The organism is Nocardioides faecalis, assembly GCF_018388425.1.
Classification (GTDB): domain Bacteria; phylum Actinomycetota; class Actinomycetes; order Propionibacteriales; family Nocardioidaceae; genus Nocardioides; species Nocardioides faecalis.
Map to the genome: position 1 here is coordinate 1,800,432 of NZ_CP074406.1, position 16,818 is coordinate 1,817,249.

The following is a 16,818-nucleotide window of genomic DNA, read 5'->3' on the forward strand; positions in this document are numbered from 1 at the left end:
CGATGGTGTGTGACCACACGATCGCCGCGGCGTACTCGATGCGCGGCCTGCCCGACGCCCGGGTCTCCACGCCGATCCGCTGGGACGAGATCGACGACGCCGACCCGCGCGACTTCACCATCCGTACCGTGCCGGCGCGGTTCGCCGAGCTCGGCGACCTGCACCACGACATCGACGACCACGTCTTCGACATCGCCCCGTTGCTGGAGTGGGCCGAGCGAGACGACACCGACGGGGCCTAACGGGTCAGGGTGCGAAGCTGCCCGAACGCGGCCTGCACGACCGTGTCGGTCCGGTCATAGTCGCCGCCGCTGTTCCACAGCCCCTCCGCGAGGTCGGTGACTGCCCGCGCGCCGAGCTTGAGGCTGCGCGCGCACCGGGTGAGCAGGTCGGTGAGGTCGGTGGAGAGGGGCGAGGCGGAGGGGAAGGCGCCGAGGTCGGCGGCGGCGACGTCGACCTCGGCCAGGGCGGAGTGCTGCTTGGCCAGGACGAAGGCCGCGCCCTCGAGCTCCCCGGACGCGCTGCGCAGGGTCGCCGGCTGCACCTCGACCTCGGCATCGAGGCCGAGCTCGGCGAGCGGTGTGATGGTGAAGTTGCGGGTGGCCCACAGGTCGTCGTCGTCAGGCACGAGCCAGAACCACCCCGCCGCGCCGGTGCCGGTGCTGTCGAACTTCTCGGCCCCCGACTCGTAGGTGACGTAGATCTGGCCGTCGACCTCCACCAGTCCCTGGGACATGTTGGGGAAGGGGTACGCCTCGCTGCGCTCGCCGGTCACCCGGTCCTGGACGACCAGGGCGCTCTCGTTGTGCCGTCCGTAGGAGGTGCTGAACACCAGCTCGCCGTCACGGACGAGCACGCCCTGGGCGTCGTTCGGGGTCTTGATCTCGACCGGGTCGCCGTAGGCGTCCCGCACCGGTCGCCACTCGCCGCGGGCGTCCTTCTCGTAGGCGTAGAGCACGTTGCGGTCGTGGCTGCCGACGTACAGCGTGCCGTCGTGGAACGCCGCGTACGAGCTGGCCGCGACCTCGGTCGGCGGTCGGACCTGCTCCACCGTCCGGCCGGGAGCGCTGGACCGGATGTCGCGCAGGGAGTACTCGTAGACCCGCCCGCCGTCGGTGACGTACACGCTGTCCCCGTCGACGGTCACCCCGCCCACGTGCCCGGGACGGGTCTCGCCCTGGGCGTAGGTGCCGAGCTCGACCTCGGTGAGCTCGGTGCCGGTCACCTCGTCGACGACCGCGAGGACCGACGGCTGGCCGTCCTTGTACAACGCCTGAAGCAGGCTGCGGGTCGCCGGGTCGTAGCCGAGGCCTTGGGGGATCAGGCCGCGTGGGTCCCCGTTCGCCGCGATGTTGGGGATCAGCGGCCCCAACCCGCTGCCGGCCTCCTCCCGCCAGTCGTCGGTCCGGGCCTCACCGCGCTCGATCCACTCCCGGGTGTGCTCGTCGAGGTCCTCGGTGTCGACCTCCTCGCCCCGCAGCGCTGCTCGCAGTGCCGCGAGCTGGGCGTCGTAGTTGCGTCCGGCTCCGAGCAGGGCACCGTTGACGACGCGCGCGAAGATCTCCAGGACCGTCGGTGGCAACGAGGACTCCCTCCGACGCCACGCCGTGATCACCTCGTCGGCGTACGACTCCATCGTGCGGTAGGCCTGCTCGGCGGCGGCGACGGTGCCGTGCAGGTGGGCCAGCGTCGCGCGGTTGACCGACACCGCGTAGGTGAGGGTGCCGACCCGGGCGGTGTAGGCGTTGGCCGCGCCGCCGACCCATACCGGCACGCCGGCGGCGGTGTCGATGTCGGTGCGGACCGTGTCGAGGCGGGAGGCGACTGTCACCAGCACCTCCACCGCACCGGCCAGCGCTGAGGGGTTGCCGGTGAGCAGACGCCGGTAGGTGATCTCGGGGTCAGTCATCCGACTGCCCCGTCAGGTCGAGCCCGGGTTCGCTCAACCCGGCGGGCAGCACGACTCGCTGCCCGGCGGTGCCGTCGAGCTCGGTGCACGCCCCCGTCGGCACCACGCAGGTGACCAGCACCTCCGGGTCGCCGTTCAGGACGCCGTACGACGTCGTCGCGTCCACCCATCCGAACAGCTCCAACCGCGCGGGGTCGAGGTCCGGCTTCACGCGCGCTCCGCCGGGGCCCAGCATCGTCTGTTCGCGGCCACGGCCGTCGAGCCTCCACTCGCCGGCCGGTGCGTCCAGCGCGGAGGAGAACTCGACCTGGTCGTTGACGCGCTTCCCGCCACCGGTGGCGAAGTCGTAGACCCAGGTGCTGGAGGTCTCGAGCACGAGACCGTCGTCGTCGATGCTCGCGATGTGCATGTTCAGCTCCGAGTACAGGGCGGCGAGGTCGTCCTCGTCGGGGTCGCCGGTCGCCTCGGTGCCGCGAACGACCTCCTCACCGGCGGCGAGGTCCCACACCACGAGCGCGGCCTGCGGCGTGCCGAAGGCGTCCTTCTCGCCGGAGGCCATGTCCAGCGCGGCGAGGTGATGGCCGTCGGGGGAGGCGCGCAGCGACGTCAGGAGGATCTCGACGCCGGTCTCGACGACCTCGCCGTCGCGGTCGGCGAACTGCAGCTCGCCCGTGCCGCTCTGCGGCAGGAAGCCGTCGTCGGGGTCCTCGTCGGCGACGAAGTAGACACCGTCGCCGGCCACCACGAACGTCGCGAGGGTGGCACCCGTGTCGATCCGCTCGTCCCCGACGTGCACCGTGCCGTCGACCGCGAACGGCAGCACGTCCGCGGTGAGCGGGGCGTCGCTGCGCTGCCAGGACGCGGCGCCGGCGGTCGCGGGGCCGCCCTGCGGACGACCGTCGGCGCCACCGTCGGAGCCACCGTCGGAGCCGGCGCCCAGGCAGCCGGCGCACAGCGGCAGCACGAGCAGCAGGACGGAGCGGAGGCGGGGAGCGCGCACGTCCCTATCGTGAGCGACCCGGGCGCTGCCGAAACCCGCCGACCGCTATAGGTTCGGCCGGTGACCCTCGACGCCGCCACCCTCGACGCCCGTGACCCGCTGGCCGGCCACCGCGACCGCTTCGTCGGCGCCGAGTCGGAGCTGGTCTACCTCGACGGCAACTCGCTCGGCCGCCCGCTGCGCGCCACCGCGGAGCGGATCGGTGCCTTCGTCGCCGAGGAGTGGGGCGGGCGCCTGATCCGCGGCTGGGACGAGGGCTGGTTCGACCTGCCGCTGACGCTCGGCGACCGCATCGGCGAGGTCGTCCTCGGCGCGGCACCCGGCCAGGCCGCCGTCGGGGACTCCACCACGGTGCTGCTCTACAAGCTCGTCCGCGCCGCCGTCGCCGCGCAGCCCGGCCGGGACGAGATCGTCGTGGACCGCGACAACTTCCCGACCGACCGCTACGTCGTCGAGGGCGTCGCCGCCGAGTGCGGCCTGACGGTGCGCTGGATCGAGACCGACCCCGAGGGCGGGGTGGGCGCCGACGACCTCGCCGCCGTGCTCGGCCCGCGCACGGCGCTGGTCGTCCTCAGCCACGTCGCCTACCGCTCCGGGTGGCTGGCCGACGTCGCCGAGCTGACCCGCCTGGCGCACGACGCCGGCGCCTGGATCCTCCTCGACCTGTGCCACTCCGCGGGCGTCGTACCGCTGGAGCTGGACAGCTGGGGCGTGGACCTGGCGGTGGGCTGCAGCTACAAGTACCTCAACGGCGGGCCCGGGGCGCCGGCCTTCGGCTACGTCGCCGCCCGGCACCTGGAGAGCGGCGCGTTCGTGCAGCCGATCCAGGGCTGGATGGGCGCGGCCGAGCCGTTCACCATGGGGCCCGAATACGCGCCAGCGACCGGCATCCGGCGGCTGCTCAGCGGCACCCCGCCGATCGTGGGCATGCTCGGCCTGGCTGACATGGTCGAGCTGATCGCCGAGGTGGGTGTGCCCGCGGTGCGGGAGAAGTCGGTGGCGCTGACCGAGCTGGCCGTGGCGCTCGCCGAGCGCGAGCTGCCCGAGGTGCGCATCGCCTCCCCGCGCGACCCCGACCGCCGCGGCGGCCACGTCACGCTGGCGCACCCGAGGATGCGTGCGGTCACCGCCGCGCTGTGGCAGCGCGACGTGCTGCCCGACTTCCGCCAGCCCGACGGCCTGCGGATCGGGCTCTCGCCGTTGTCCACCTCGTTCACCGAGGTCGAGCGGGGCATCGCCGCCATCCGCGCCGCGCTCTGAGGGGCAGCGGCGGATCGCCACCGGATATCGACGTCGTCGAAGCCGAGGGGCTGCTCGAGGAAGCGACGACCTAGACTTTGCCCTCGTGGGCCACATCCAGATCACGCCGTCCATCCTGAACTCCGACTTCGCCCGGCTGGGCGAGGAGGTCGCCCGCATCCCGGGCGCGGACTGGGTGCACGTGGACGTCATGGACAACCACTTCGTGCCCAACCTGACCTTCGGGCCGACGATGGTGGAGGCGCTCGCCCGGGTCAGCCCGGTCCCGCTGGACGCGCACCTGATGATCGAGGACGCCGACCGCAACGCCCCGGCCTACGTCGAGGCCGGCTGCGGCTCGGTCACCTTCCACGTCGAGGCCGCCAAGGCCCCGGTGCGGCTGGCCCGCGAGATCCGCTCCGCCGGCGCCCGTGCCTCGATGGCGCTCAAGCCGGCGACGCCGATCGAGCCCTACGAGGACCTGCTGCCCGAGCTCGACATGCTGCTGATCATGACCGTCGAGCCCGGCTTCGGCGGGCAGAAGTTCCTCGACCTGTGCCTGCCCAAGATCCGCCGCGCCCGCGCGATGATGGACAAGCACGGCATCGAGACCTGGCTGCAGGTCGACGGCGGCGTCTCCCTGGAGACGATCGAGCGCTGTGCCGAGGCCGGAGCGGACGTGTTCGTCGCCGGCTCGGCGGTCTACTCCGCCGAGGACCCCGACAAGATGGTCGCCGCGCTGCGGGAGAAGGCGCAGGCCGCGCAGGCCTGACCGGTCACGACGACACCCCCGTGGACACGGCGAAGGTCGAGGCGATCCACGTCGCCAAGGGCCGGCGGCTGCCGATGCAGTCGAAGACCTCGGTCGAGGTGGAGACCGGCAAGGGCATCGTCGGCGACCGCTACCACGGCACCAAGCACCGGCACGTCACCGTGCAGAGCCGCGAGGCGCTCGACCTGGCCGCCGAGGTCTACGGCGACGCCGTGCCCTCGCACCTGACCCGGCGCAACATCACCGTCTCCCACGGCGCGGTGCCGCGCGACCCGGGCACCCGCATCCGGATCGGCGACGTGCTGCTGGAGGCGGTGCGGGTGGCCGCACCGTGCAAGCTGCTCGACGACACGATCGGACGGGGTGCCCAGGACGCGCTGCGCCGCCGGGCCGGCACCGTCTTCCGGGTGCTCGAGGGCGGCTCGATCAGCCTCGGCGACCCGATGACGCTGGAGGAGACGCTGCTCTAAGCAGGTCTGGTCTAGCCCTCGAGCGCGGCGTCGAGCGTGATCTCGTCGACGCCGGCGAGCGCCTTGCTGATCGGGCAGCCGGCCTTGGCCTTCTCCGCGGCATCCTTGAAGCCCGCCTCGTCCAGGCCCTCGACCTCACCACGCACGGTCAGCTTGATCCCGGTGATCCGGTTGCCGCCGGCCGGGTCGGGGCCGAGGGTGACCTCGGCGGTCACGTCGAGCGCCACCGGCGTGCCGCCGGCGTCGGCGACGATCTTCGACAGCGCCATCGAGTAGCACGAGGAGTGCGCGGCGGCGACCAGCTCCTCAGGGCTGGTGGTGCCGCCGGCGTCGTCGGCGGCGCGCTTGGGGAAGGACACCTCGAAGGTGCCCACGCCCGAGGAGGTGAGCTCGACCTGGCCGGAGCCGTCGGTCAGGCCGCCGTTCCAGGCGGTGCGTGCGGTACGAGTAGGCATGGCAGGGCCTTTCGGTGGAGGACGGGGACGTCCTCCACCGTAGGAGGCCACACCACAGGCCGGCTCAGGCCAGCGAGACCACGCAGTCGGCCAGGACGGGGGAGCCGTCGCGCTCGCCGCCGGCGATGACGGCCGAGCCGATGATCCGGCCGTCCTCGCGCCAGCCGGAGACCCGGATGGTCTCCCCGGGGAACACCACGCCGGCGAAGCGTGCGGTGAACCCGCCGACCGCGGTGGCGTCGCCGCCGAGCAGGCCGTCGGTCAGCTCGCGCAGCGCGATGCCGTAGGAGCACAGCCCGTGCAGGATCGGGGCCGGGAAGCCGGCGCCCTTGGCGAAGTCGGGGTCGGCGTGCAGCGGGTTGCGGTCCCCGCACAGCCGGTAGAGCAGCGCCTGCTGCGGCGTCACGTCATACGACGTCTCGAAGTCGGCCGCCCGCTCGGGCACGACCACCGGGGTGGCCGAGCCGCGGTCGCCGCCGAAGCCGCCCTCGCCCTTGACGAAGATCGACGAGCGCACCCGCCACAGCTCCTCGCCGGAGTCCTCGGCGGTGGCGACGCCCTCCTGCCAGATCACCGCGGCCTTGCCCTTGTCCCAGATGTCGGTGATCGTCGTGCGCAGCCGCGCGGTGCCGGCGGTGGGGATGGGGCCGGAGAGCGAGATCTCCTGGGCGCCGTGCACGACCTGGGCGAGGTTGATGTCGCAGCCGGGCAGGTCCAGCGGCGGCGGCTCGGTGGCGTGGAAGGTCGGCGCCACCACGCCGAAGGAGGGCAGCACCTGCAGGCCCGGCCCGTCGAGGGTGTAGCGCAGCGCGTCGGCGGACAGGTTGTCGCCGGGACGCGAGCCCGCGCCGATGCCCAGGTGATAGAGCAGCACGTCGGACTCGGTCCAGGAGAACGTGGTGTTCGCGGTCTGGGCGCCGATCGCGACGGACGGGTCGATGGGCATCAGGCAATCTCCTTCGCCGGGGCAGCAGAGGTCAGGTCCTCGACGGCCAGGTAGCCGAACACGAGGGCGGGGCCAATGGTGCCACCGGGACCGGGGTAGGTGTTGCCCATGACGGCTGCCGAGACGTTCCCGGCGGCGTAGAGACCGTCGATGACCGAGCCGTCCTCACGCAGCACTCGGGCGCGCTCGTCGGTGAGCAGCCCTCCCTTGGTGCCGAGGTCGCCCGGCACGATCTTGACGGCGTAGAAGGGGCCCTTCTCGATGGGGGCGAGCGAGCAGTTCGGCTTCACGGTCGGGTCGGAGTAGTACTTGTCGTAGGCCGACTCGCCGCGGTGGAAGTCCTCGTCCACGCCGTGGCGGGCGAAGCCGTTGAACCGCTCCACGGTCGCCGGCAGCGAGCCCTCAGGCAGGCCGACCTTGGCGGCGAGCTCCTCGAGGGTGTCGGCGCGCACCACGACGCCCTCCTTGTACCAGCGCCCGGGGAAGGGCTGGCGGCCCGCGAGGCCGGCGAAGAGGTAGCGGTTGCGGTAGGTCTGGTCGAAGACCAGGTACGACGGCACGTGGCTGACGCCGGTGGCCTCGCCCTTGTAGATCTCGTGGGTGGCCTCGACGTAGGGGAGTGCCTCGTTCATGAAGCGCCGGCCCTCGCCGTTGACCATGATCGAGCCGGGCAGGTTGCGCTCGGCCAGGCAGAACCAGGCGCGCCCCGGCAGCGGGATGGTCGGGCCCCACCAGGCGTCGTCGAGCAGCGCGGTGGCCGCACCGGCCGCGGTGCCGGCGAGCAGGCCGCCACCGGTGTTCGCCGGGGCGCCGGTGGACCAGGTCGCTGATGTCGGCTGCGGCAGGAACTTCTCGCGCAGCTCCTGGTTGTGCTCGAAGCCGCCGGAGCCGAGGACGACGCCGCGGCGGGCGCGGATCTCGCGGCGGGTGCCGCCCTGGGTGACGACGACGCCGGCCACGCGGCCGTCCTCGACGAGCAGGTCGACGAGCTCGGTCTCGTACTCCACGGGGACGCCGGCGTCCATCAGGCCCTTGCGCAGCCCGATGGCGATGGCGTTGCCCATCGCGTACATCTTCTTGCCCAGCAGCAGCGAGAGCACCCGCTTGAGCATCACCTTGAGCATGGTGAGCGGGCCCTTGATGGTGCGCAGCCCGAGGCTGATCTTGCGGTAGTCGCGCTGCATCACGATCAGGTTGGCCGGCGCCTTGGTGTAGGCGGGGTGCAGCCGGTCGAGCTCGTCGCCGAGGAAGCGGGCGTCCATCGGCTCGGGCTCCACGCTGCGGCCCCGGGCACGCCCGCCGGGGCTCTCGGGCAGGTAGTCGGCGTACTCCGGCACCCAGGTGAACTCCAGCGGCGTGTGGGCGCGGATGAAGTCCAGCACCTCGGGGCCGCGGTCGAGGTAGGTGTCGCGGCGGACCTTGGGCACGACGTCGCCGACGATCGCGTCCAGGTAGGCCTTGGCCTCCTCCAGGTCGCCGTCCGCGACCTGGCCGGCCTCGCGCAGGGCGTAGTTGCCGGGGACCCACACGCCGCCGCCGGAGCGGGCGGTGGAGCCGCCGAAGTACGGGCTCTTCTCGATGAGCACCGTGTCGAGACCCTGGTGGGCGGCGGCCAGTGCGGCCGACATGCCGGCGCCGCCGGCACCGACCACGACGACGTCGTAGGACTCCTTCATGCGAAAAACTGTAACAGGTTCTAGTATGGCTCCGTGACCTCTCCCGAAGCGATCGCGGCGGCCGCCGACCGGCTCGCCACCGCGCTGGCGACCCGGGTGCCGTGCGCACCCGTCCGCGACCTGATCGGCACCGAGGACCTGCCCGCGGCGTACGCCGTGCAGCAGGGGCTGGTACGGCGTCGTACGGAGGCGGGGGCCCGGGTGGTGGGCCGCAAGATCGGGGCGACCTCGGAGGCGGTGCAGCGCCAGCTCGGCGTGGACCAACCCGACTTCGGCTACCTGCTCTCCGACATGGACGTCAGCCACGGCGTGGACGGCACCCCGATCTCGATGCGCACCCTGGTGCAGCCGCGGGTGGAGGCGGAGGTCGCGTTCGTGCTCGCCGCCGACATCGACGCCGCCCCCGAGGACATCACCCTGGAGCTGGTGCGTGAGGCCGTCGACGTCGCGCTGCCCGCGCTGGAGATCGTCGACTCCCGGATCGCGGACTGGGACATCACCTTCACCGACACCGTCGCCGACAACGCCTCCAGCGGGCTGTTCGTGGTCGGCACCGACGGGCGCCGGCTCGACGAGCTCGAGCCGCGCGACGTCGTCATGTCGCTGACCGTCAACGACGAGGAGCGCTCGGCCGGCACCGGTGCCGCCTGCCTCGGCGACCCGCTGGAGGCGCTGCGCTGGCTGGCGGTGCAGGCCGCCACGTTCGGCGACCCGCTGCGCGCCGGCCACCTCGTGCTCTCCGGGGCCCTGGGCCCGTTCGTGCCGTTCGCCCCGGGGGACCGGGTCACGGCGTCCATCAGCGGGTTCGCGCCGCTGTCCGTCAGCTTCGAGGAAGAGGAAGACTCATGACAAAGAAGCTCACCGCGGCGATCGTCGGGCCGGGCAACATCGGCACCGACCTGCTCTTCAAGCTCCAGCGCAGCGAGGTGATCGAGCCGCGCTGGATGATCGGCGTCGACGCCGCCAGCGAGGGCCTGCGGATCGCCGCCGACCACGGGCTGGAGGTCAGCCACGAGGGCGTCGACTGGCTGCTCAAGCGCGACGAGCTGCCCGACCTGCTCTTCGAAGCCACCTCCGCCTACGTGCACCGCGAGTACGCGCCCCGCTACGCCGAGGCCGGCATCCGCGCCATCGACCTCACTCCGGCCGCCGTCGGCCCGGCGGTCATCCCGCCGGTCAACGGCACCGAGCACGTGGACGCGCTCAACGTCAACATGATCACCTGCGGTGGCCAGGCCACCATCCCGATGGTCAACGCCGTCTCCCGCGTCACCCCGGTGTCGTACGCCGAGATCGTCGCCTCCGTCTCCAGCGTCAGCGCCGGCCCCGGCACCCGCGCCAACATCGACGAGTTCACCCGCACCACCGCGGCGGGCGTGGAGACCATCGGCGGCGCGCAGACGGGCAAGGCGATCATCATCCTCAACCCCGCCGAGCCGCCGATGATCATGCGCGACACGATCTTCTGCGCCGTGGATCCCGACGCCGACACCGACGCGATCACCGAGTCGGTGCACCGCATGGTCGAGGCGGTGCAGGGCTACGTGCCCGGCTACCGGTTGCTGCAGGAGCCGCAGTTCGACGGCCCGTCGGACTTCACCCGCGGCATGCGGCGGGTCTCGATCTTCGTGGAGGTCGAGGGCGCGGGCGACTACCTGCCGCCGTACTCGGGGAACCTCGACATCATGACCGCCGCCGCCGCGCAGGTCGGCGAGCACATCGCCCGCTCGATCCTCGCCCAGAACTGACCGACGGAGCCTGAGATGACCGACCTCAACACCCTGTCCCGCACCTGGTCCGGCACGCACGGCGACGAGCCGTTCGGGAAGCTCGACCTGCGCCTGACCGACACCTGCCTGCGCGACGGCTCGCACCACAAGCGGCACCAGTTCACCGCGACCGAGGTGGAGGACATCGTGCGCGCGCTCGACGACTCCGGCATCCCGGTGATCGAGGTGACGCACGGCGACGGCCTCGGCGGCTCGTCGTTCAACTACGGCTTCTCCCGCACCCCCGAGCAGGAGCTGATCCGGATCGCCGCGGAGACCGCGAAGCGCGCGAAGATCGCGTTCTTGATGCTGCCCGGCGTCGGCACCAAGGATGACATCCGCGCTGCGCAGGACAACGGCGGCCAGATCTGCCGCATCGCCACCCACTGCACCGAGGCCGACACCTCCATCCAGCACTTCGGCCTGGCCCGCGAGCTCGGCCTGGAGACCGTCGGGTTCTTGATGATGAGCCACACCCAGCCGCCGGAGGTGCTGGCCAAGCAGGCGCGGATCATGGTCGACGCCGGCTGCCAGTGCGTCTACGTCGTCGACTCCGCCGGCGCGCTCATCATGGAGCAGACCGCGGACCGCGTCTCCGCCGTCGTCGCCGAGATCGGCGACGTCGCCGACGTCGGCTTCCACGGCCACGAGAACCTCGGCCTCGGCGTGGCCAACACCGTCATCGCCGCCCGCGCCGGCGCCACCCAGATCGACGGCTCCGTGCGCCGCTTCGGTGCCGGTGCCGGCAACACGCCCCTCGAGGCGTTCATCGGGGTGTGCGACAAGCTCGGCTGGACCACCGGCGTGGACTTCCTGCAGATCGTCGACGCCTCCGAGGACGTCATCCGCCCGGCCATGCCGGAGGAGTGCCGCCTGGACCGGATGACGCTCATGATGGGCTACGCCGGCGTCTACTCCTCCTTCCTCAAGCACGCCGGCAACGCCGCCGAGCGGTACGGCGTCTCCGGCGCCCAGATCCTCCTGGAGGCCGGTCGGCGCAAGCTCATCGGCGGCCAGGAGGACCAGCTCATCGACATCGCCCTGCAGCTGCGTGCCGCGCAGGAGACCCCCGCCGGGGTCTGACACCGCCTCGAACCACACCCGCTTTTCCGGCGAGCGCCCGTGTCTCGTCGTACTCGTCGTACCGACAGGAGAACCCCATGACCACCACCCCCACGCGCCCCTTCACCCGCCAGTCCACCGTGCAGGAGCTGTCCGTGACCCGGCCCGGCCGCGCGTTCAAGAAGGTCATCGTCAGCCGCCTCCCCGAGACGGCTACGGAGAAGGAGCGTCAGGAGCTGGAGGACCTTACGGTCAACCTCCCGCTCGAGACCCTCGTCGAGATGTCCGAGGGGAAGCTGTCCTGGGGCATCGCCGATTCCCTCCTCGACCTGGCGAACGGCAAGCCGCACCGCGTGGTGCCGCGGGTCCTGGGTGCCGGTGTGGGTGGGGTGAAGAAGGTCGCGGGCAGGGTTCGTCGCTGATCGCGTAGAACCTTCGGTCTCCGGCTGGACAGATCATGACGGTCCGGACCACGGTCGGTGACCAAGCGGAGCGATGAGCTCGACGATGGCTTGCGGGCGCCGGCCCGCGCCAGCGCCCCGCGCTCGCGTGCACACCGGCCCTTCCGCGTGCTGATGGGTGCCGGCGTTCCGTTTGCGAAGCGCAATGCTGGTCGCGCCGGCCGGCGGGACAGCATCGAACGCGCGGGCCATTCTGATCCGGAGTCCTTCGCGGCGCTATGACGCAGGTTCGACGCCTCTTATCCGGGTGTGCTGGGTGCCACCTTGATGGCTGTAGTGCTGGCTCACGACCGCCAGGCGGGATGTCCACAGGCGCGCGACCAGCTCCGGCAATAGGCCGCTGCGGGGCAGCCCCTCCAGAACGACCCCACCGCGTTACGCGGTCCGACATACTTTCGACCGTTGCTGGTGACATCGCGTGATGCCGCCGACGAGAGGGCGCCAGAGTGGACTGCGAGGAACTTGCCGGCTACGCGGCACGCCACATGGTCGCCCAAGACGCCCGCTGGACTGCCGACCTCGTCTTGTCGCTTCAGGAATCCGGGCGCTCTGGGTGGCTTTCACTGGTCGCGCTTGGGGTCAGTTCGCGCATCGTCTACGAAGGCGGCCTCGCGGTGAAGTCAGACAATCCACACGTCGGCGCCCCTGCTCTAGCGGCCGAACTGGATCGCGACTACGACAGGACAATCGCCCGGTCGCGGCATGGCGGAAAGTTTCTCGACGATAGCCAGCGTCCACTCCCCGATCTGAAGACCGAGATACTTGCCTTCTATGCCGCTCACCAGAGCGAGTTCCTCGGCAACTCCGTCTGGTTCGCGCGATGGTTCGAGAGCGACATCGGAATGTGCCTTGGCCCGGGCAAACGAGTTCTGACTTCGTCCATCACCGGCCATTTCCGCATGGGACTCGAGAGCCAGATTCGCGTCTCCGACGCAAGCCAAGATTCGTTCGACCTCGCGAAGTCACAAGGGGCAACTCTTGCAGTCCTAGCCCGGTTTGCAGGAGACGAAGCAGAGCCCAGGGCGAGCATGAACCTCTCCTCCCTAGGTGCTGTCACCGACATCGACCGTCGGGCCGACCGGTACCTCAGCAAACGATACGACCCGGCTATGGACATCGCCACCAAGCTGATCCTGCTGATGATCGAAGCCGAACTGAACAGCAATAGGCTGCTCACAGCCGAAGCCACGGACGAACATCGCGAGTCTGCGTTCCGGGCACGAGTCGTCAGCCTCTTCCACTCGCTACGAGCTATCGACGAGATCCTGACCAAGACTCCCGAGGCAAACGCGGCCGGCTCAGTGAACCTGCGGTCCTTGATGGCGGACCCGGCCATGCGCCGATGGCTGAACGAGAAGCCATTGCGCCTTGTTCGCAACCGATGCGTCCACTACGAGATCCGCCAACCGATCCTGGGCCTCGACGCGTCGCTGCCAATGTTCGGAATCGTCGAAGCACAAAGTCCTGAGGACACCTTTGACTCGCTCAACGACGAGGCGGTGAAGGCAGCAGAGCGGCTTGGCGACGCGATCCACCATTGGACCTCTTGACCCCGCGCACGATCACGCCAGATGCGGCGGAACGGGACAGGTCAGTGCTAGCACCGGTAGGTGCAGCAGCACTGACGCAGTCAGAGCGGACAAGTCCATCATACGAACGACGTAGCGCCCACCGGTCTTAGCGCCTCGACTGATCTGCAGACCGGAGCCGCTTCCACGCCTGATTCGAGCGGACCTTACCCATCCATGCGCGTCCGTCGCGATAAAGGGCGTCGAGCATCGCGCCGAATCCTCCACCTACGAGCGCCACTGCCAACAGCCCGACGCCAGCACTGATGACGAGCGGTTCGTTGATGGCGGACAGACCGCTGAGCAGCAGCGCGCCGGCTGCCACAGGCGCAAGGATTCGACCGAGTACTCCCAGCGAATCATCGGAGGGCAAGCCTCGCGCCAGGTACACCGCGGCTCGGTCCTCAGCGCTCTGGCGCATCTTCTTCTTGAGCATGCCGTCATAGAGCTGACTGGCGAGTTCCAACTCGTGCTGGATCACGCGGCGCTGGAGTGCTGCTCGACCGCCAGAGGTCCAGAACGCGCTGAGCACGGCGACCCCGAGCGCTACCCAAATTTCCGCGTCGCTCACACGGACAGGTTAGTGATGACGAAGCTCGATGGGCGCCGTTTCAACATCGCCAGGATTCACGCTGCTCCGTCCTCGCCTGGCGGGAGATTCGCGGCGGAATGTCGCGGCTCCGAGGCATACGCGGGGGCCGGGCACGGGGAACAGCACCAGCCTGCATTCCGTGTCCAGTTCGGTGTCTCGATGATCACGTGCAAGCGCATGACGCCGCGCCTGATTGCCAGGAGGATGCTCTTATGGCCAACCTCGCGAACGAACGCTTCTTCTCGGCACAACCCGACTGGGTCTTCGAAGCACTAACGCGCGCTCTGAGGGGGCTACGGTGGTCGATCAAGTCAACCGATCAATACTCCCGATCGGTGACCTTCTCGACCCCGATGTCGGGGTTCTCCTGGGGAGCGAGCATGTCTGCGAGCGTCATCCCCTCTCCCGAAGGTGGCCTGGTTCGGGTAGGTGGCGCCGCCAAGCTCAGGACCAATGTGACGGCCGGAGGGGCTGAGCGAAAGAACATAGGTCGTCTGCTCGACGCGGCCAGCCGCGAGTTGCAGGCGATGCTCGCGCAAGACCCGTCGGGCGTAGTCCCGTCGAGCCATCAGGCCGAAGGACAGCAGGTTGGCGGGCTGGCAATTGCTGATCAACTGACGAAACTTGTGACGTTGCACGAGGCAGGAAAGTTGAGCGACGCCGAGTTCGATGCAGCGAAAGCGAAGCTTCTGAGCTGATTGCCCGCGGGAGATGAGGCTCCGCACCTCTTGCCGTTCGGGCTCGCCAGGCCACTTGCTCGCGGTTGCGAGGCCCCAGTCGAGGAGTGGTGCGAGGCAATGGGGTGTCACGCTCGCGGCGGAATGACACACTATTCGACGCACTCCGTCGGCGGTCGTCCGGCCCGCCTCACCTACGCAACGTTTTATGGCTGGATTACGAAGGGTTGAACCACGCTACTTCATATATTCGGCACCGAGAGAATCTCAGGTAGGCGCGTTGCGCATCGATTGACACAATCGAAGTCGACGGCTCGGTTCAACACACCAGGGGAGGTCCGCCCGGTCCCGTCTAACGCTTGTAATGTCTCGACCGGCCGGACCAGAACTTCAGCGTGATCGCACGTGATGTCCCAGACTGGGGCTCCCGACGCCGTCCGAAAGGAAAGACATTGACCGAGCCCCTCGGATACTTCTACCGGCTCACTCCAATGAAGCCGAGAGGAAACCGGCCCCCACTTGCAACTACGTACTGGCACGCGGACCCGCTCTGTTCTTTCATCCCGCGTGGCGCCTTTGCTGTCGGACCAGTCCCGGTCGCGATTGACCCCGCCGAGCCACGCGTCGTGACCTGTTCGTGCTTCGACACCGCAGGCGTTGTTGGCGGCAACGTCAGGAAGTCGAGCAGTGAACCTCCACCCAAGAAGCGGAAGAGAACTCGCTGATCTGCCGCCTGATTTATGGTCGTGGACTGCGTATCCGATGCTGGGTTGGGCTGCGTCAATGTGGGCGGAATGAGCCGAGGGACGGTGAGGTGCGGCGCCGTGGTCACGCCGCCAGCCCGTCCAGCACGATCCGAGCCGTGTGCACGTGATCCACGCTCATCGCGTGCCCATCCTCCGCGCCACGCACCCTCCGCGTACCGCTGGAATCCACCAGGTAGAAGGCCCCGTAGGGATCTCGCCAGACGACGATCCCGGCCCAGGGTTGTCGGGCTTCCCAGCCGGCGTGGGTCTTGATCCGGTGGTGCGTTCGGGTCATCGGCCCGAGATTCCCGATCGCGGTCGGGCCACCCTCGCTGTACGGCACGGTGTGGTCGATGTCGCCGGTCCGGCCGAGGTTGGCGGCGTACGGGAAGACGTCGGCCGGGTGGATGAGGCGGACGGCCTCGCGCAGGCGCTTCGGGATCTCGTATGCGTCGACCGGGGCCTGACCGGCGAGGTCGAGGACCGGGGTGACCTTGATCTTGCCGGCGACCGTGCCCAGCATGTGCCGGACCCAGTTCAGGGTGACCGGGCCGTGGCCCTCCAGGCGGGCGATGGGGGAGCCGGGGAAGAGGTGCAGGAGGGCCGACACCTTCGGCTTGATCGCCCGGATCGCGGGGTCCGTGTGCGTCTCGGGGTTGACCAGCGCGGCGAACGCGGTGAGGCGGCGCTCGTTGCGGCTCGCCGTCGGCATCGTCTCCTCGAGCTTCTTCGCCACCTGTGACACCGCCGCCTCGGCGGTCATGATCACCGTGGCGTGGTCGCGGATCGTCAGCGTCGCGACGCCGTGCCGGTTCACCCGCGACATCCGCACGAAGCGCTCGGTCTGCGCGAGCTCCTCGCGCGCCTTCGCCAGGTGCGGTGCGGCCGCCGCCACCTTGCCCTCGACCAGTGCCTCGAAGCGCGCCCAGGACAGCCGGCCGTCGGCGGACTCGGCGACCTCGCCGTCCACCCACGCCGCCTCCTCGGCCGTCAGCTCCCGCGTCGCCTCGGCCACGTGGCGGGCGTTGCGCACCCGCACCACACCGGCCTCGATGCCGGCGTGCAGCTGCGGCAGCCGCTGCTCGAGGTCGACGGCATCGGCGATCAGGCGCTTGGCGCCGTAGGGAGAGGTCTGCATCCGCGCGCCGAACGCGGCGGCGGCGTACTCGGTGATCTTCGGCGTGCCCTCCGCACCCGCGCACCGGGCCCGGGACCGGCCGCGGCGGTCGCCGGCGGGCAGGGCGTCCGGGCTGTGCAGGACGGCCCACTGCCGCGCGGCGCGCAGCAGCATCCGCTCGGCCTCGAGCTTGGCGGCGTGCTGGTCCTCCACGAACTCGAGCAGCTCCGCTGCCGACAGGGAGCGCAGCGCGTCCTGGGCGTCGGGGAGCTGGGAGGTGGTCATGGGTCCATTCCAGCAAGGGGGTCCGACGGAACCGACGCGAATCGACACGAGCCGACACCCCCGAGAGCGCCGTG

17 protein-coding genes are annotated in these 16,818 nt (G+C 70.2%); 10 read left to right on the plus strand and 7 right to left on the minus strand.

The window, feature by feature from the left end; translation table 11 throughout:
* Nucleotides 1-2: 2 nt before the first annotated feature.
* Entirely contained in the window at nucleotides 3-242 is a 240-nt protein-coding gene (gene ligD / locus KG111_RS08230) for a non-homologous end-joining DNA ligase LigD (RefSeq protein WP_240195336.1), read from the plus strand.
* On the opposite strand, the gene KG111_RS08235 is transcribed toward ligD, so the two are convergent.
* The gene (locus KG111_RS08235; protein ID WP_205290164.1) at nucleotides 239-1,909 is read right to left on the minus strand and encodes an SMP-30/gluconolactonase/LRE family protein; all 1,671 of its coding nucleotides are present in this window, start codon (nucleotides 1,907-1,909) and stop codon (nucleotides 239-241) included. The genes ligD and KG111_RS08235 overlap by 4 nt on opposite strands.
* Nucleotides 1,902-2,909 carry a hypothetical protein gene (locus KG111_RS08240; RefSeq protein WP_205290165.1) on the minus strand — a complete coding sequence of 336 codons (1,008 nt, stop codon included), beginning with the start codon at nucleotides 2,907-2,909 and terminating at the stop codon, nucleotides 1,902-1,904. The genes KG111_RS08235 and KG111_RS08240 overlap by 8 nt, the downstream gene beginning before the upstream one ends.
* Nucleotides 2,910-2,969: 60 nt before the next feature.
* Between KG111_RS08240 and KG111_RS08245 the strand changes: the two genes are divergently transcribed.
* From KG111_RS08245 to KG111_RS08255, 3 genes are all read left to right on the plus strand, one after another.
* Complete coding sequence (locus KG111_RS08245) at nucleotides 2,970-4,169, plus strand: kynureninase (RefSeq protein ID WP_205290166.1); 1,200 nt, start codon at nucleotides 2,970-2,972, stop codon at nucleotides 4,167-4,169.
* An 85-nt stretch (nucleotides 4,170-4,254) separates the two neighbouring features.
* Complete coding sequence (gene rpe / locus KG111_RS08250) at nucleotides 4,255-4,920, plus strand: ribulose-phosphate 3-epimerase (RefSeq protein ID WP_205290167.1); 666 nt, start codon at nucleotides 4,255-4,257, stop codon at nucleotides 4,918-4,920.
* A gap of 20 nt (nucleotides 4,921-4,940) precedes the next feature.
* Complete coding sequence (locus KG111_RS08255) at nucleotides 4,941-5,390, plus strand: MOSC domain-containing protein (RefSeq protein ID WP_205290168.1); 450 nt, start codon at nucleotides 4,941-4,943, stop codon at nucleotides 5,388-5,390.
* Between the two features lie 11 nt (nucleotides 5,391-5,401).
* On the opposite strand, the gene KG111_RS08260 is transcribed toward KG111_RS08255, so the two are convergent.
* From KG111_RS08260 to kstD, 3 genes are all read right to left on the minus strand, one after another.
* Entirely contained in the window at nucleotides 5,402-5,845 is a 444-nt protein-coding gene (locus KG111_RS08260) for an OsmC family peroxiredoxin (protein ID WP_205290169.1), read from the minus strand.
* A gap of 64 nt (nucleotides 5,846-5,909) precedes the next feature.
* Nucleotides 5,910-6,791, minus strand: coding sequence for a MaoC/PaaZ C-terminal domain-containing protein (locus tag KG111_RS08265; RefSeq protein ID WP_205290170.1), 882 nt, complete (start codon nucleotides 6,789-6,791; stop codon nucleotides 5,910-5,912).
* The gene (gene kstD, locus KG111_RS08270; RefSeq protein WP_205290171.1) at nucleotides 6,791-8,467 is read right to left on the minus strand and encodes a 3-oxosteroid 1-dehydrogenase; all 1,677 of its coding nucleotides are present in this window, start codon (nucleotides 8,465-8,467) and stop codon (nucleotides 6,791-6,793) included. The genes KG111_RS08265 and kstD overlap by 1 nt, the downstream gene beginning before the upstream one ends.
* A 33-nt stretch (nucleotides 8,468-8,500) precedes the next feature.
* Here kstD and KG111_RS08275 point away from each other — a divergent pair, with 33 nt between their 5' ends.
* From KG111_RS08275 to KG111_RS08295, 5 genes are all read left to right on the plus strand, one after another.
* Nucleotides 8,501-9,316 carry a 2-keto-4-pentenoate hydratase gene (locus tag KG111_RS08275; protein ID WP_205290172.1) on the plus strand — a complete coding sequence of 272 codons (816 nt, stop codon included), beginning with the start codon at nucleotides 8,501-8,503 and terminating at the stop codon, nucleotides 9,314-9,316.
* The gene (locus KG111_RS08280; RefSeq protein WP_205290173.1) at nucleotides 9,313-10,215 is read left to right on the plus strand and encodes an acetaldehyde dehydrogenase (acetylating); all 903 of its coding nucleotides are present in this window, start codon (nucleotides 9,313-9,315) and stop codon (nucleotides 10,213-10,215) included. Before KG111_RS08275 ends, KG111_RS08280 begins: the two co-directional genes overlap by 4 nt.
* A 15-nt stretch (nucleotides 10,216-10,230) precedes the next feature.
* Complete coding sequence (dmpG, locus tag KG111_RS08285) at nucleotides 10,231-11,319, plus strand: 4-hydroxy-2-oxovalerate aldolase (protein WP_205290174.1); 1,089 nt, start codon at nucleotides 10,231-10,233, stop codon at nucleotides 11,317-11,319.
* 77 nt (nucleotides 11,320-11,396) lie between these two features.
* The gene (locus tag KG111_RS08290) at nucleotides 11,397-11,720 is read left to right on the plus strand and encodes a hypothetical protein (RefSeq protein WP_205290175.1); all 324 of its coding nucleotides are present in this window, start codon (nucleotides 11,397-11,399) and stop codon (nucleotides 11,718-11,720) included.
* A gap of 485 nt (nucleotides 11,721-12,205) precedes the next feature.
* Nucleotides 12,206-13,309 carry a hypothetical protein gene (locus KG111_RS08295; RefSeq protein WP_205290176.1) on the plus strand — a complete coding sequence of 368 codons (1,104 nt, stop codon included), beginning with the start codon at nucleotides 12,206-12,208 and terminating at the stop codon, nucleotides 13,307-13,309.
* A 127-nt stretch (nucleotides 13,310-13,436) separates the two neighbouring features.
* Here the strand turns inward: KG111_RS08295 and KG111_RS08300 are convergent, their stop codons facing one another.
* Nucleotides 13,437-13,898: a hypothetical protein gene (locus tag KG111_RS08300; protein ID WP_205290177.1), complete on the minus strand. Its 462-nt coding sequence runs from the start codon at nucleotides 13,896-13,898 to the stop codon at nucleotides 13,437-13,439.
* Nucleotides 13,899-14,131: 233 nt separating this feature from the next.
* On the opposite strand from KG111_RS08300, the gene KG111_RS08305 reads away from it, so the two are divergent.
* Nucleotides 14,132-14,617: an SHOCT domain-containing protein gene (locus KG111_RS08305; RefSeq protein ID WP_205290178.1), complete on the plus strand. Its 486-nt coding sequence runs from the start codon at nucleotides 14,132-14,134 to the stop codon at nucleotides 14,615-14,617.
* Nucleotides 14,618-15,424: 807 nt separating this feature from the next.
* On the opposite strand, the gene KG111_RS08310 is transcribed toward KG111_RS08305, so the two are convergent.
* The gene (locus tag KG111_RS08310; RefSeq protein WP_205290179.1) at nucleotides 15,425-16,744 is read right to left on the minus strand and encodes an HNH endonuclease signature motif containing protein; all 1,320 of its coding nucleotides are present in this window, start codon (nucleotides 16,742-16,744) and stop codon (nucleotides 15,425-15,427) included.
* Between the last annotated feature and the right edge of the window lie 74 nt (nucleotides 16,745-16,818).

Coding starts and splice junctions, on each gene's coding strand:
- ligD (WP_240195336.1), top strand. CDS start 3: ATGGTGTGTGACCACACGATCGCCGCGGCGTACTCGATGCGCGGCCTG.
- KG111_RS08235 (WP_205290164.1), bottom strand. CDS start 1,909: ATGACTGACCCCGAGATCACCTACCGGCGTCTGCTCACCGGCAACCCC.
- KG111_RS08260 (WP_205290169.1), bottom strand. CDS start 5,845: ATGCCTACTCGTACCGCACGCACCGCCTGGAACGGCGGCCTGACCGAC.
- KG111_RS08265 (WP_205290170.1), bottom strand. CDS start 6,791: ATGCCCATCGACCCGTCCGTCGCGATCGGCGCCCAGACCGCGAACACC.
- kstD (WP_205290171.1), bottom strand. CDS start 8,467: ATGAAGGAGTCCTACGACGTCGTCGTGGTCGGTGCCGGCGGCGCCGGC.
- KG111_RS08280 (WP_205290173.1), top strand. CDS start 9,313: ATGACAAAGAAGCTCACCGCGGCGATCGTCGGGCCGGGCAACATCGGC.
- dmpG (WP_205290174.1), top strand. CDS start 10,231: ATGACCGACCTCAACACCCTGTCCCGCACCTGGTCCGGCACGCACGGC.
- KG111_RS08290 (WP_205290175.1), top strand. CDS start 11,397: ATGACCACCACCCCCACGCGCCCCTTCACCCGCCAGTCCACCGTGCAG.
- KG111_RS08305 (WP_205290178.1), top strand. CDS start 14,132: ATGGCCAACCTCGCGAACGAACGCTTCTTCTCGGCACAACCCGACTGG.
- KG111_RS08310 (WP_205290179.1), bottom strand. CDS start 16,744: ATGACCACCTCCCAGCTCCCCGACGCCCAGGACGCGCTGCGCTCCCTG.